Genomic DNA, 13,944 nt, shown 5'->3' with positions numbered 1-13,944 from the left:
AATTAGCTCGAGAAATAAGTTACCAAGCCCTTTTTGATGCGTTTGATTAGACTTGGTCCTTCATAAATCATGCCTGAATAGACCTGAATCAAGGAAGCTCCTGCCTCAAGTTTTTCAATCGCATCTTCCGGGCTAAAAATTCCCCCTACACCAATGATAGGGAAGGAACCTTGAGATTTTTGGTGGAGGTAGCGTATTACATCTGTACTTCGGCTTTTCAAAACTTTTCCACTTACTCCACCTGCACCGATGGCTTCCACCTTGTTTTTGTTCGTTTGAAGTTGGCTCCGGTCAATAGTAGTATTAGTAGCAATTACACCTGCTATGCCAGTTTCTTGAACGATCTCAACAATGTCATCCAGCTGTCCATCTGTCAAATCAGGTGCGATTTTGAGTAGGATAGGTTTGGGGTTTTGCTTTGCGTCATTCGCGGCTTTTACGGCTGTCAGTAAGGCCTTGAGGGGTTCTTTCTCTTGCAAATCCCGAAGGTTTGGAGTGTTTGGCGAACTTACATTCACCACAAAATAGTCCACATAGGGGTGCAGCGCCTCTAAGCAAAAAAGGTAATCATCGATGGCTTTTTCATTTGGTGTGACTTTGTTTTTACCAATATTTCCACCAACGATTACATCAGATTTCCGTTTTTTTAGCCGTTCTACAGCTTCCAAGACGCCGCCATTATTAAAGCCCATTCTGTTGATCAAGGCTTCATCCTGGGGAAGGCGAAAAAGTCGAGGTTTGGGATTCCCTTCTTGAGGTTTGGGAGTTAAGGTCCCGATTTCAATAAATCCAAAACCCAGCATTGCCATTTCGTCAATCAGCTTGGCATCTTTGTCAAAACCTGCAGCCAAACCAACTGGATTTTTGAATTTTAAACCAAAAACTTCCCGCTCCAATCGCTTGTCTTCATATCGAAAAGCCATTCGAATGATTCCTCCAATCAAAGGAAAATTGAAGGCGAATTTGGTCAGGCTAAAGGTGAAGTGGTGTGCGGTTTCTGGGGATTGGGTAAAAAGAAGTGGCTTGAGTAGGGTTTTGTACACGGGAAATTGGTTTTTTCGCTATAGGCAAAAGTAGGCAATCCAATTAAAACTTTTCTGAGATAATTAATTCTTGAGTAACCGAAATTGGATGAGTATCTCATCGATTGAGTTTGGTGTTATCATTATCCTTTTGTTGAAAGGGATTTAAAGAGGGCCGCCTTTGGACCATTTATTGGTCAGTCCGAATACACCAATAAAATTAAGTAGGATTCCAATGATGAGAAGCATTTCTCCATTTGGGTTCCCATTAATTTTAAAATATGCTCCTAGCAAAACTGCACTGTTGCTCATCAATAAAAGTCGAACCAAAATTAATTGACGACGAGTTAGATTTTTAAAAATTGTTCTCCACATTATTGAATTATTTTAAATTTTTCTCCTGCTCCCTTTCTCGAATAGGCATTGAAATGCCACCATTCTGACCCTATTCCAGTAAAACCAGCCTGAGTCATGACTTTCCGGAGGATTTCACGGTTTTTGATTTGGAATTCAGTAAGGACTCCTTCTTCCAGCATTTGGACTTCCCGATCTGGATAGGCAGCATAGCCAAAGAAATCATAACCCGTTCCCATATCCAAAGTTGAGTCCGCTTGGGTATCATAAATGGTCAAGTCTACTGCTACCCCATAATTGTGCAAACTTCCTTTTTTTGGATCGGCTACGTACAATGGCTTAATGCTGTCCGGCTTGTCCAAATTATCCCAAAGAATCTGCTGGACTGAAAGCGGCCTGACCCCATCATAAACCAAAAGTGTAAGGTTTGGATATTCTTCCCGCAAACTTTCCTGAGCCGATTTTAATTGCTGGGCAACTTCAGGCTGGAGGTAGGCATGAGTCAAATCTCCATACACATCCTGTCCAAAAAAATTGTCGGTAGTGGAATACTTCAACTCAACCCGAATTCCAGGAATGACTTCTTCCAAATTGACCAATCCCTGATCGATTAAGGTTTGTTCCAATGCTGGAATTGATTCCTGAGGAGCTTCCGATAGGGGAGCTAGATTTTCTTTTTGTTGTTCGGAGAATACTTCCTGATCGCTTTTTGGTGCAGAACAACTCCAAATAATCGAAAGAAGGATAAGGTTCAAATATCTCATCCGAAGATTATGCATTCTTGTTCACCAATGTTGCAGAAGCCTGAGCAGTTGGAAGTACCACAATATCTGCCAAGACTACATGGGCTGGTCGATTGACACAAAACTCCACGATTTCGGCAATATCCTGAGCCAACAAAGGTTGATATCCTTGGTAGACTTTTTCGGCACGCTCTGAATCTCCTTTAAATCGAACCAACGAAAACTCGGTTTCGACTAATCCCGGATGAATACCGATTACTTTTATCCCGAAAGGGTTTAAATCAATGCGCATTCCTTTGGTAATAGCGTCCACAGCATGCTTGGAGCCACAATACACGTTTCCGTTTGGATAGACTTCTTTTCCTGCAATGGATCCAATATTGATGATAGTGCCAGATTTTCGCTCAGTCATTCCTGGGATGATAGCTTTTGAAACGTATAAAAGTCCTTTCACATTGATATCCATCATGGCATCCCAATCCTGGGTATCACCTGTTTGGATAGGGTCAAGTCCATGGGCATTCCCAGCATTGTTGATCAATACATCGATATTTTTCCAGCGATCGGGGAGGTTTCCTAGAATCTGAAAAACTGCTTCCTTATCCCTTACATCAAAAATCAAAGGTAGAACTTCGATTCCCTCAGGAACTTCTTTTTTCAATTCCTCCAATCGTTCTTTTCTTCTTCCGGTTACGATTAAATCATATCCGTTCTTAGCCAAAATCAGTGCACAGGCTTTTCCGATTCCAGAACTTGCTCCGGTGATTAATGCGATTTTTCTTTCCATAGTCACAAGTTAACTGAAAAGAAAAATATCCAAAAAGTAAAAGCTTACTGGAAGTTCAAATAGAGGGTGACAGACTTTCTTTTAATGCTTGAAATCGCATCCCGAATATCTGGGATGGTATTTTCTGCCTGGTAGATATTGTTGAGTCCGTGTGAGAAACGGATTTCAGGGGCAAACTTGAAGAAGCGGAAATAGATCTCAAATCCCATTCCCAGTTCGATGGCATAATCTTGTCCCGTAGTCACCAAGTCCTCCAAATTGGCCTCATCTTGACTTTTCGTACGGAATTGATAACTTGCCCCTCCGATGAAATACATCCGGGTATTATTGAATCGCTGAGAGCGGTATTTGAATAGCAAAGGCAATTCAATCATCGTAGCCTCATTGATGATGGTATTGACATCAGCTACGGGAGTGACCGGTTCTTCTGCAGTATTGCCGGGCTGAGGTGTGAAGTTGGTAGGAAAATATTCTACTTCTGTTCGAAATTCATAGAAGCCGATTTTCGGCGTAAATAGTATCTGCACTTGATCGTGAAGACGCATCATTCCAATGAATCCCAATGAAAATCCCGGATTGAATCGAGGGAAAATTGCACGAACATTAGGGGACGCAGGATCACTTGCCTGAACGAATTGATCCGTGTATTTCAGTCGATAGGAATTATTATGCGCCGCAAGGAAAAACCCGTAAGAGATGAATTTATCATCAGAACCTGAGGTACTGGTTAATCCAAAAAGGCCTTGTGAATTAGCTGAATTTGCAACTAAAAAGAGGAGGAAGGCAAGGATGCCTATTTTTCCCCTACGTAAATTGAGCTTATTCCAAAAGTGAGCGGTTTGCATACAGTGCTGTGAAATCCAACTTTTTTCAATACAGCCAGAAAATCTTCCCCATCAGGAAATGCCTGGACAGATTCTGGAAGATAAGTATAAGCAGAATTGTCCTTGGATACAATTTTTCCAATTTGAGGCAATATCGTATTGGAATAGAACGAATAGGCCTGTTTCATTGGAAAGGCCTTTGGTTTACTGAATTCCAAAATGACTGTTTTCCCTCCAGGCTTTAAGACCCGGTACATGTCTGCCAGTCCTTTTTCCAGATTTTCGAAGTTTCTGACTCCAAATGAAACGATGACTGCATCGAACTTATTATCCTCAAAGAGCAAACCTTCTGAATCACCCATCTGCATATCAATGATATGATCCAGTTTTCGCTTCTTCATTTTCTTTCGGCCTTCTTCCAGCATTCCTTCTGAAATGTCCACTCCGATGATTTTATCTGGATTCAAAGCCAATGCCTCAATCGCAAAATCCCCCGTTCCAGTAGCAATGTCTAAAATCAACTTTGGCTGATCTTTTTGGAGCATTTTGATGGCTTTTTTTCTCCAAATAATATCTATTCCCAAACTCAGCACGTGATTGAGTAGGTCATACTTCGGGCTGATGTTGTTAAACATCTCGGCTACCTGTGCTTTTTTAGGGTCTTCTTTATCTTTATAAGGGACTACAGACATCAGTTAAATTCTAATTGGTGCGCAATATTACTCAAGAAACCCGAGTAAGCGAAAAATGTTAAGGAAGAAGGAGGGTGGTGTCTATGGAATTAAACCCTAATTTTGTCCCAAATTCCAATCCCATGATCAAAAAGGCCGAATTCGTCGTTTCCAATTCCGATCCTTCAAAATGTCCGAAGCCGGAGCGGGCAGAGATTGCCTTCATCGGTCGATCAAATGTCGGCAAGAGTTCCTTGATCAATATGATTACAGGCAAAAAGGACTTGGCAAAAACTTCCCAAAAGCCCGGTAAGACTCAATTGATCAATCATTTCATGATTAATGATCAATGGTTTTTGGTGGATTTGCCAGGGTATGGTTTTGCGAAAGTCAATGTCAAAGTGAAGGAGGGGTGGGGAAATATGATCAAAACTTACCTGACGAAGCGAAGTAATCTTTGTGGAGTTTTCGTTTTGATCGACAGTAGACTCGAGCCTCAGAAAATCGATTTAGAGTTTTTGCTTTGGTGTGGGGTAAATGGTGTCCCGGCCGCTTTAATTTTCACCAAAGCTGATAAGCAGTCAAAAACCAAGACCAATCAAAACGTCCAGAAATTCCTAAAGAAAACGGAAGAGATTTTTGAGGAAGCTCCTGACTATTTTGTCACGAGTTCAGAAACAGGTTTTGGAAAGGAGTCCTTATTGGACTTTATTGACGAATTGGTCAAAGAATACGAAAGTGGTGCGCTCGAATGAGCACAAATTCTATATTTGCAAGCTGAAAATCTAAACCCATGAATTTTAAAGACATTGCTACCGTTTCTGGGAAACCAGGATTATTCAAAGTATTAAAACCTACCCGCACAGGGGTGATTCTAGAGAGTTTGGATGCCAAAAAAGCCAAACTTGTAGCCGGAATTTCACATCGTGTTTCCATCCTTGCTGATATTTCTATTTACACCTTGAACGAGGAAGGAGCAGAGCCTTTGGAGAGTGTTATGCAAAAAATCGAAGCGGAATTTCAGGGAGATTTGGGATTGGATGCCAATCCAGATGAAGCTGAGCTTCGAGCATTTATGAAGCATATCCTTCCTGAAGTGGATGAATCTCGAGTTTACGTATCCGATATCAAAAAATTGATTTCCTGGTATAAAATCATTCATGAGCAAATGCCTGAGGTTTTGCAGGCCTCTGATGATGCCACCGAGGAAAAGGAAGCTGAATAAGATTTTAAGGCCCGGAAAAACCGGGCTTTTTTGATTGTATGAATAATTCCGATCTACTCATTACCGCTTATACTTTGGCTCAAAAACAATTCGAGCTACCGGAACTTTCTCCTCAATTTGACGAGGAGCAGGCCGTGAAAATCATTGCTAAAGCTGTGGGAGAGTTATTGGATAGAGATTTGGAAAAACTGCTTCAAATCTGTTATAGGATTGACCTTTCGGAACAACGATTGAAAGAAATTCTCCATGAATCTGCGCCTGATCAAGTAGCAGAGGATTTAGCAAAGGCCCTTTGGGAAAGACAAAAACAAAAGGCTGAAATTTGGAAGAGGTATTCGTGAAGTTATACGCCTCACTTCTTTCGGTGAAATATGCTACGCTTCGCTTCGTAAGATATGGCTTCGCCGAGATACCCTCCCTTCGGTCGTGAGATATTCTAGGGAATTCTAGTGCTTATTTCATTGGGGAACTATTTCAAAGTATTTCAGCTCGCTTGCGGGATAGTCCATTTTTTGAAATTCGTCTTCGTCTTGCTGGCACTATATTTCCGTTTCCAAAACAAAGATCATGGGCCAGCGCTGGAATTCGGTTTTTGTTCTTTTTCCCTGGGTTGAAACCCAGGGCTATTAAAAATCGTGTCCGCCACGGCGGACTGGCACTTCAGCACTCTCTCTTCACCACTTTGCAGAGTCTTTGCGCGAGATTATCTGCTAGACCTTATTTCAGCTCGCTTGCGAGCTATATTTCAACCGTATTTCTACAGTGTTTCACCGAACTTCCCTCTTCCTACTCCCATCTTCCCTCTTCTATCATTCCTTAATCTCAATCACCTTAAACTCCGTACGTCGATTGACTTGATGCTCTTCTTCCGTTTGAGCATTTTTGATGATCAACTGGGTTTCTCCATAGCCTTTGGCAACCAATCGACTTGGATCGATTCCTTGAGAAACCATATAATTTACCGCTGATTCGGCTCTTCGCTGTGACAAGTCCAAGTTGTATTCATCCGAAGATCTGGCATCGGTATGCGAGCTCAGCTCGATTCGAATATTTGGATTGTCCTTAAGAATTTGTACCAATTTATCCAGTTCCCTTGCCGCATCTGGTCGAATATCAGCCTTATCCAAGTCGTAGTAAATATTTTCTAGAACGATGGATTTTTCTAGAATCAACTGATCCAAAACAATGGTTGTATCCAAGCTTACATTGGTAACATCTTGGATCAAAGTTGCAGGGTCAGGAGTTTTTCCGCGAGTGGAATAAGGAACAGACTTGGAGAAATACCCTCCTTTTGATGCGATAATGGTATAATCGGCCTGAGGTTCTAAGGTAAATCGGACGCGACCATTTGAATTGGAGAAGTCGCCGCCTATTTGTTTGTTATTGCCATCATACAAGACAACACGAGCTTGGTCAAGGACCTGATCAGGTTCTCCTGCTACGCGCTGCTTTGTAAATACATTCAGCAATACGTTGACGATTTTTGGCTTCGGAGTTTTGTCTTCGAAATAATAAATATCGTCGTCTCCAATTCCTCCTTCACGATTGGAAGAAAGGAATCCTTCTTTGGGATAATTGGTGAAAAAGATACCGAAATCATCCGCTGGGCTATTGATATTTTCACCCAAATTTTTGACGACTTGTTTTCCTGATTCATCTGATTCGGCTACAAAAAGGTCGAGTTTACCATAGCCTGGATGTCCATCAGAAGCAAAAAAGAATTTTCCATCGGGAGTAGGGCGAGGGAAAAGTTCATTGCCTGGAGTGTTGATAGTTGGTCCTAAGTTGACAGCATTCCCGAAGTCTCCATTCGCCAACTTAGTCGCTTTGTAAATATCAATTCCTCCATATCCTCCTGGACGATTGGATGCGAAATAGAGAACTTCCCCGTCAGGACTGAAAGCTGGTGTGGAATTCCACCAATTTTCATCTTCATTTACCGGAAGCCAAATTGGCAATGTAAATCCGCCTCCTCGAAAATATGAAGCGAATAAAGCTGTTTCGGGTAGGTCTTTAGGCGAAGTTGAATTTCCACGGGCATAAATAATGGTGTTCCCATCAGGGCTGATGGCTATAGCAGCTTGATTCAACCCTTCTTCATTTGGAAATTCAGGTAAAGCCTGTATTCCTCCGACATCGACTCTTAGCCCCTCGGCCCTCGCTCTGAATAGCTTGGTATAGGGAGTCCCCGTCGCTGGATAAATCCCAGAAGCTTGTCTAGCTGAAGTGAAGTACAAGAAATTCTCACTAACTATCGGAGCATAATCTCCACCCGGAGTATTAAGTTCCCGGTAATTAACGAGTTCATGATAAGGCCAGTAGTTTTCAATACCGGCTGCAAGATTAATTGATTCGATTTCCCGCTGTGTCCTGGCGAGCAAAGCTTCATCTTGCGTGTAACTTTTTGCATTTTCGAAGGCTTCCTTTGCCTCCTCATTTTTTTGCTGGGCTTTGAGACTTTGTCCTAGAAAGAAATATCGCTCAAAACTCGGCTCGATATCAATCAGTTTTTGGTAATAGTCAGCAGAATTTTCAATTCGGTTAGAAAGGCGATAGCTTTCTGCGATGATTTGATTTGCCTCTTCGTTTTCAGGATCCTCCTCTAGAATTTGAGAAAAAGTATTGATAGCATATTGGTATTGTCCCGAGAGGTATTGGTCAGTTCCTTTTTCTTGAAGGCTTTTGCAGCCACCAAGAATCAACATAAATATGAATAGACCCAAAAAGTAGTGTTTCATCTGACGCAGTTTTGATGATCTTGTCTGAATATTACTAATTAATTTGGAAAGTATTTGTTCAACCAGCTTTTTGCTGCAGGAATCCACAAAGAATTCAAATCGGCTTTGGTTTGGATGAGTGGGTTCATAACCGGGGTGTCCGAAACAATGCTTCCTTCCTGAACTTTGCTACGAATTCCCAAAGCAGGCGCGATTCGAATTTGACCTGACTCTTTGAAAGCTACTTTTCCGCGATCAGTCAGGTTGATTTGGAGTAAATTTTCAAGCCTTTGCAAAGCTCTTACCGAGCTATCGATTGAGCAGCCACTTGTTGCGGACTGAGATTCATCTGCAGCCAAAACGATCACTTGATCTTCTAAAATCTCGAAAGAAGTCAGAATCCCATTTCCGTGTACATTCCATCCTTCGCAAAAGGATTTTAATTCCTGTCGGACCAGTTCCAGTTCCCTGTCACTGAGTTTTCGATCTGCTTGATAAAGCCAGATTCGGCTTTGGTCAGAAATCTTATCAAAGGCTACGTACATAATTTGGATATTTTGACAAAGAAAAACCCTTTCTACCTAACGGCAAAAAGGGTGGAATTGATTCAAATTTACTTTCACTTAAATCCCCATGTCTTTGGCGATCATTTCAGCGAGATCATAGACCTTGACATCATTTTCCCGCTCTTTGTTTTTTACACCGTCAGTCATCATAGTTAGGCAAAAAGGACAACCTACGGCAATCGCTTGAGCTCCAGTGGCTAATGCTTCTTCGGTACGCTCAATATTGATATCTTTTTTACCCGGTTCCGGTTCTTTAAACATCTGAGCTCCACCTGCACCACAGCAAAGGCCTTTGGTACGGCATCGCTTCATTTCTACCAATTCCACGTCCAGCGCCTTGATGACTTCCCTCGGAGCTTCGTACACATTGTTTGCACGGCCGAGGTAGCAAGAATCATGGAAGGTGATCTTTTTTCCTTTAAACTCACCGCCTCCCTGAAGCACCACTTTTCCTTCGTTAATTAATTGCTGCAAAAATTGAGAGTGATGAATCACTTCATAATTTCCCCCCAAGGCAGGATACTCATTTTTGATGGTGTTGAAACAATGAGGGCATGCGGTCACTACTTTTTTGACTCCATATCCATTCAAAACTTGGATGTTGGCGACAGCCTGCATTTGGAAAAGGAACTCATTTCCAGCTCTTCGTGCAGGATCACCGGTACAAGTCTCTTCAGGGCCAAGTACAGCGAATGATACACCTACTTTATTCAATATTTTGACGAAAGCCTGGGTAACTGCCTTGTATCGGTCATCAAAGGAGCCGGCACAACCGACCCAAAAAAGAACTTCCGGATTTTCACCTTTAGCGGCCATTTCGGCCATGGTTGGTACTTTGTATGTAGACATATTTTCGGATTTACGATTTTTGAAATTGGATTTACGAGAGGAACTTTACAGCAATGCTTAATCTCGACAATTCAATCACTTAGGTTTACTAATTATTCAATCTGGAATCTCCTCTTCTTTGACTGAATCGGCCCAGTTGAATCGATCTTGGGGACTGAATTTCCAAGGAGAGAAACTAGTCTCCATATTTTGGAACATGGCATTCCATTGTGCAGGTGTTCCAGATTCTTCCATCGCTACATAGCGGCGCATTTCTAGGATGATCGACAATGGATCGATATTAACTGGGCAGGCTTCCACGCAGGCATTGCAGGAAGTACAAGCGTTTAATTCCTCTTTTGAAATGTAATCGCCAAGGAGAGATTTTCCATCTTCCAAACCTGGTCCACCGGCGTCTATGCTTTTTCCAACTTCCTCTGCACGGTCCCGCACATCCATCATGATTTTTCGGGGGGAAAGTTTTTTGCCTGTCAGGTTAGCCGGACACTCGGAAGTACATCGACCGCACTCAGTACAAGAGTAGGCATTTAGAATATTGACCCAAGAAAGATCATTGATGTCTTTGGCACCGAATCTTCCGATTTCTGCAGGAGGATCTGCAGGAGCATCAGTTGGAATTCCCAGCATCATATTGACTTCATTCGTCACTTCCGGCATGTTTTGCATTTCTCCTTTAGGCTTCAAATTGGAATACCAAGTATTTGGGAAAGCCAGGAAAATATGGAGGTGCTTGGAGTATGTGACGTATACTGCGAAAGCTAAAATACCAGCAATATGAAACCACCAAGTAAATCGCTCAATAAAGACTAAAGCTCCGTCACTCATTCCCTCAAAAAGAGGTTGAAGCAGACTGCTGAAGAAAAGGGTGCCAAGTGCAATGTAATGCTCATCTCCTCGAGCTACTAAGATTTGATCCGTGGCATTCATGGTGAGAATAGCCATCATCAAAATGATTTCAATAACTAGAATCAAGTTGGCGTCGAGGGCTGGCCAGCCTTTCATCTCAGGCTTAGTGAAGCGGGGAACTTTGGTGATATTTCTTCGAATCAGAAACACGACACAGGAGAAAAGTACCGCCATGGCGAGGAATTCAAAAATATTGATTGCTGCTGTATAAACTGAACCTAGAATTGGTGCAAACAAGCGGTGGGTTCCTAAAATCCCATCCAAAATAAATTCCAATACTTCCAAATTGATCACCACGAAGCCGACATAAATCAACAAGTGGAGGAAGGCCGGAATGAAGCGTTTAAACATTTTTTGTTGGCCAAAAGCTACCAAGAGCATGGTTTTCCAACGGGCTTCAGGCTGATCGTTTCGGGTTTCTGCCTTACCCAAGAGTATGTTTCTTTTCAGAAAACGCACTCGTTTGGTTAAAATGAAAGCAGCTACCGCTAAAATAATCAAAAATGCTACTTGAGGTAAAAAGCTCATTTTGATGCAATTAATAAATTGTGAATACTCTTTTTAATTTTTTTTATCTGAATGATTTGTATCAAAATCACAAATACCTACCTTTGCATCACTTTAAGAAAAGGTGATGTAGCTCAGTTGGTAGAGCATCGGACTGAAAATCCGTGAGTCGGTGGTTCGAGTCCACTCATCACCACCAGCCCCGAAGCAATTCGGGGCTTTTTTTATGCCTTCTCGCGTCAGAATCGTGATAGTTGATGCCCAATCAATCATGCATGCAAAGTAAGAAATAGTCTGCATGCATACTATTTTTTATTTCTAATTTAAAATGAATCTAAAATCAGCCTTACTAGTAAATTCTAAACTCCAATAAGGGCTGAGTGTTAGCAGGGCCTAGCTTAATCTTGGGATTTTTGAAAAATATTTTGTGAAAAGTGTAACATTTGAAAAAGACCCGCATCACCTACACAAATGAATTCATTTTTCGAAGGAAATATTTGGCCTTTGCGAGGGAAGCTATTCCGGATGGCTTATCTCTGGGTGAAAGACCGGGCGTTGGCTGAAGATATTCTTCAAAATGTGTTCGAAAAGTCCTTTCGGAAAGAAGATGAACTGCAGCAGCATCCCAATTTGACAGGATGGCTCATTAGAAGTTTGAAAAATGAGGCTTTGATGCACTTTCGGAAAACTGGAAAGATTGTGTCCTTGGATGAAAATGGAGAGGCTAGGCTTATGGATCCGGAACCTGAGCGAAGTGAAACCAAAATTCCCAGGATTCTTCAGCTAGTTAATCGCCTGCCCGAAAAGCAAAGACAGATCTTTCAGCTTCGGGAAATGGAAGGGCTAACCTATGAAGAGGTGGCAGAATATCTTGAAATCCCGATGGAGCAAGTGAAAGTCAATCTTCATCGGGCCCGAAAAAAGCTGCGAGAAGAATTTGCCAAACAAGAAACCAAGTCATGAACAAGCGAATTGAAGAATTACTCGAAAAATACTGGAACGCAGATTCCACCTTGGAGGAGGAAGCTGAGTTGCGAGATCTGATTGCTCAAGCCGATGGGCATGAGTCAGAAAAAGAATGGTTTCTTTCCATCCAGGATTTTGCTTCGGAAGAGCCTGAAAGACTTGAAATTCCAAGGTGGAAAAAGAAAGCTGGTTTTTCATGGCTTGGCTGGGCTGCCTCTGTTTTGATTTTGGTGGGCTCCTATGCAGGCTGGCAAGCCTATGAGCGTCAACAGGAGGAAGAAGCTTATCGGGAAGTAGCAGCAGCTTTATCTCTTATACAGGATAAGTTTTCCGAAGGGCAAAGCCAATTAGAAAAAATGAATGAATTGCGATACCTCAATACGACCAATTCTCTATTCGAAAATCAAGAAAAATAAGAACATGAAAAAGTTAGTATTAATTCCAGTATTTGTTTTGATGGCGGTATTTCAAGTGCTCGCCCAGGATGATGCGATTCAGCGTTTCTTTTCCAATTACATGGAAGATGACCGCTTCAGTAGGGTGTACATTTCACCCAAAATGATGCAAATGGCCGGAGGTTTCCTGAAAAATAATGCCGAGGAAGCCGACTCTCAGGAACTGGGAGCTTTAATCCAAAAAATCAAAGGCATCCGAATTCTTTCTTCTGATGAAGTAGATGGAATGAAAATGTACAATGAAGCCTATGGTTCTCTGACTAAGCAGAAATATGAAGAATTGATGGATGTTCAGGATAAGGATTCCAGTATCAAGTTTTTGGTTCGGGAAGAAAATGGACTCGTCAAAGAGCTACTAATGCTTGCAGGTGATAAGGGAGAATTCACCTTGCTCTCTATGCTAGGGAATTTCACCTATGAAGATCTGAATATGCTTGCAGAAAAGACCAATATCCCTGGAATGGAGGAATATGGTAAAGGAAATATGCCACAATAAACTAAACCACTATTATTTATTAAACTACTTATTATTATGAAAAAGCTGTTTTTTGCAATCGCCTTTCTGGGAATCATATTTTCCGCACAGGCACAAAGTAAATCTGTTAAAGCCCTTTATGAAAAATACAGAGGCGAGGAGGACTTCTTCCATATGGAGTTGGGAGGTAACTTCCTGAATTTCGCCGAGGGTTTTAAAATTGACATTGATGAAGATGATATGGCTACCGTAGCCAAATCCATCGAGAAGCTCAATTTTTTTACGCTTCCTGACAATGCCGACCGAAGCGGAGCGGAATTCAAAGCACTCAAAAAAGGTTTGGAAAAGGAACGGTATGAGTTAATGATGGAAATGGCCGATGAAGGGGAGATTGTCGTCTATTCCAAGGGAGGGAAAACTATTTCAGACTTGGTGGTCCTGGTAGGAGGAGATGAAGGAGACCTGATGGTCGTTGAACTCAAAGGATCCTTTGCTCAGGAGCTCGTAGCTGAAGCAATGAAGAAGGGCAAGAATTAAGTAGTATCTTAAAGAAGTAAAGAAAAGCTATCAGCGAAAGTTGGTGGCTTTTTTTGATTCAATTCGCCCGCATATTTCCGTTTTCTTGCTTTTCTAAATGCAGGATTTTGTAAGAAAATCTACCTTTTTAGATATTGATTTGAGTTTTTTAAAATTTTTTTTTCATCCGATACAATCGATTGCGAAAAACTATTTTTATTAATTGATGTAATGACATGATTTTGTATTTAAAAAAATCACAAAATTAAATTTCAATAAAGCTAGATTTTTCAGATTGTTTGGGTTTCCGCTATCGATTGCGGGAATTAATTATATTATTTTTAATTAAATCGCTTAATCA

General features: G+C 41.5%; 17 protein-coding genes and 1 tRNA gene. 8 read left to right on the top strand and 10 right to left on the bottom strand.

Annotated features, from left to right (window positions below):
• Positions 1-2: 2 nt before the first annotated feature.
• The 6 genes from E4S40_RS14910 to ubiE all read right to left on the bottom strand — a co-directional run bounded on the left by E4S40_RS14910 (position 3) and on the right by ubiE (position 4,422).
• Positions 3-1,043, bottom strand: coding sequence for a quinone-dependent dihydroorotate dehydrogenase (locus E4S40_RS14910; RefSeq protein WP_135075874.1), 1,041 nt, complete (start codon positions 1,041-1,043; stop codon positions 3-5).
• Positions 1,044-1,187: 144 nt separating this feature from the next.
• Positions 1,188-1,397 (bottom strand): hypothetical protein, encoded by a 210-nt coding sequence (locus tag E4S40_RS14905; RefSeq protein WP_135075871.1) that lies wholly within the window; start codon positions 1,395-1,397, stop codon positions 1,188-1,190.
• Positions 1,397-2,140, bottom strand: coding sequence for a M15 family metallopeptidase (locus tag E4S40_RS14900; RefSeq protein WP_135075868.1), 744 nt, complete (start codon positions 2,138-2,140; stop codon positions 1,397-1,399). The genes E4S40_RS14905 and E4S40_RS14900 overlap by 1 nt, the downstream gene beginning before the upstream one ends.
• A gap of 7 nt (positions 2,141-2,147) precedes the next feature.
• On the bottom strand, positions 2,148-2,906 hold the full coding sequence (locus E4S40_RS14895) for an SDR family NAD(P)-dependent oxidoreductase (protein WP_135075865.1): 759 nt from the start codon (positions 2,904-2,906) through the stop codon (positions 2,148-2,150).
• A gap of 44 nt (positions 2,907-2,950) precedes the next feature.
• Entirely contained in the window at positions 2,951-3,751 is an 801-nt protein-coding gene (porT, locus tag E4S40_RS14890; protein WP_135075862.1) for a type IX secretion/gliding motility protein PorT/SprT, read from the bottom strand.
• Positions 3,700-4,422: a bifunctional demethylmenaquinone methyltransferase/2-methoxy-6-polyprenyl-1,4-benzoquinol methylase UbiE gene (ubiE, locus tag E4S40_RS14885; RefSeq protein ID WP_135075859.1), complete on the bottom strand. Its 723-nt coding sequence runs from the start codon at positions 4,420-4,422 to the stop codon at positions 3,700-3,702. Before ubiE ends, porT begins: the two co-directional genes overlap by 52 nt.
• Before the next feature lie 122 nt (positions 4,423-4,544).
• Between ubiE and yihA the strand changes: the two genes are divergently transcribed.
• Genes yihA through E4S40_RS14870 form a run of 3 tightly spaced genes read left to right on the top strand, consistent with a single transcriptional unit; the run spans position 4,545 to position 5,967 of the window.
• Complete coding sequence (gene yihA / locus E4S40_RS14880) at positions 4,545-5,156, top strand: ribosome biogenesis GTP-binding protein YihA/YsxC (RefSeq protein ID WP_135075856.1); 612 nt, start codon at positions 4,545-4,547, stop codon at positions 5,154-5,156.
• A gap of 38 nt (positions 5,157-5,194) precedes the next feature.
• A complete protein-coding gene (locus E4S40_RS14875) occupies positions 5,195-5,626 on the top strand; it encodes a DUF5606 family protein (protein WP_135075853.1) in 432 nt (143 codons plus the stop codon).
• A gap of 38 nt (positions 5,627-5,664) precedes the next feature.
• Positions 5,665-5,967, top strand: a complete 303-nt coding sequence (locus tag E4S40_RS14870) for a hypothetical protein (protein WP_135075850.1) — start codon at positions 5,665-5,667, stop codon at positions 5,965-5,967.
• Positions 5,968-6,435: 468 nt separating this feature from the next.
• On the opposite strand, the gene E4S40_RS14865 is transcribed toward E4S40_RS14870, so the two are convergent.
• The 4 genes from E4S40_RS14865 to E4S40_RS14850 all read right to left on the bottom strand — a co-directional run bounded on the left by E4S40_RS14865 (position 6,436) and on the right by E4S40_RS14850 (position 11,192).
• The gene (locus E4S40_RS14865) at positions 6,436-8,364 is read right to left on the bottom strand and encodes an OmpA family protein (protein ID WP_135075847.1); all 1,929 of its coding nucleotides are present in this window, start codon (positions 8,362-8,364) and stop codon (positions 6,436-6,438) included.
• A 38-nt stretch (positions 8,365-8,402) separates the two neighbouring features.
• On the bottom strand, positions 8,403-8,888 hold the full coding sequence (locus E4S40_RS14860; protein ID WP_135075844.1) for a hypothetical protein: 486 nt from the start codon (positions 8,886-8,888) through the stop codon (positions 8,403-8,405).
• 78 nt (positions 8,889-8,966) lie between these two features.
• Positions 8,967-9,758: a (Fe-S)-binding protein gene (locus E4S40_RS14855; RefSeq protein ID WP_135075841.1), complete on the bottom strand. Its 792-nt coding sequence runs from the start codon at positions 9,756-9,758 to the stop codon at positions 8,967-8,969.
• 96 nt (positions 9,759-9,854) lie between these two features.
• Entirely contained in the window at positions 9,855-11,192 is a 1,338-nt protein-coding gene (locus E4S40_RS14850; protein ID WP_135075838.1) for a 4Fe-4S dicluster domain-containing protein, read from the bottom strand.
• A 102-nt stretch (positions 11,193-11,294) separates the two neighbouring features.
• Here E4S40_RS14850 and E4S40_RS14845 point away from each other — a divergent pair.
• The 5 genes from E4S40_RS14845 to E4S40_RS14825 all read left to right on the top strand — a co-directional run bounded on the left by E4S40_RS14845 (position 11,295) and on the right by E4S40_RS14825 (position 13,604).
• A tRNA-Phe gene (locus E4S40_RS14845) sits at positions 11,295-11,370 on the top strand.
• A gap of 272 nt (positions 11,371-11,642) precedes the next feature.
• Entirely contained in the window at positions 11,643-12,134 is a 492-nt protein-coding gene (locus E4S40_RS14840; RefSeq protein ID WP_135075835.1) for an RNA polymerase sigma factor, read from the top strand.
• Positions 12,131-12,553 (top strand): hypothetical protein, encoded by a 423-nt coding sequence (locus E4S40_RS14835; protein WP_135075833.1) that lies wholly within the window; start codon positions 12,131-12,133, stop codon positions 12,551-12,553. The genes E4S40_RS14840 and E4S40_RS14835 overlap by 4 nt, the downstream gene beginning before the upstream one ends.
• A 4-nt stretch (positions 12,554-12,557) precedes the next feature.
• Positions 12,558-13,088, top strand: coding sequence for a DUF4252 domain-containing protein (locus tag E4S40_RS14830; protein WP_135075830.1), 531 nt, complete (start codon positions 12,558-12,560; stop codon positions 13,086-13,088).
• A gap of 36 nt (positions 13,089-13,124) precedes the next feature.
• Positions 13,125-13,604 carry a DUF4252 domain-containing protein gene (locus tag E4S40_RS14825; protein WP_135075827.1) on the top strand — a complete coding sequence of 160 codons (480 nt, stop codon included), beginning with the start codon at positions 13,125-13,127 and terminating at the stop codon, positions 13,602-13,604.
• Positions 13,605-13,944: the final 340 nt, after the last annotated feature.

The sequence above is a fragment of the Algoriphagus kandeliae genome (assembly GCF_004571135.1).
In the GTDB taxonomy this organism is placed as follows: domain Bacteria; phylum Bacteroidota; class Bacteroidia; order Cytophagales; family Cyclobacteriaceae; genus Algoriphagus; species Algoriphagus kandeliae.
The sequence above is the reverse complement of the archived record's forward strand: the minus strand, read 5'-3'. Positions and strand labels throughout refer to the sequence as shown.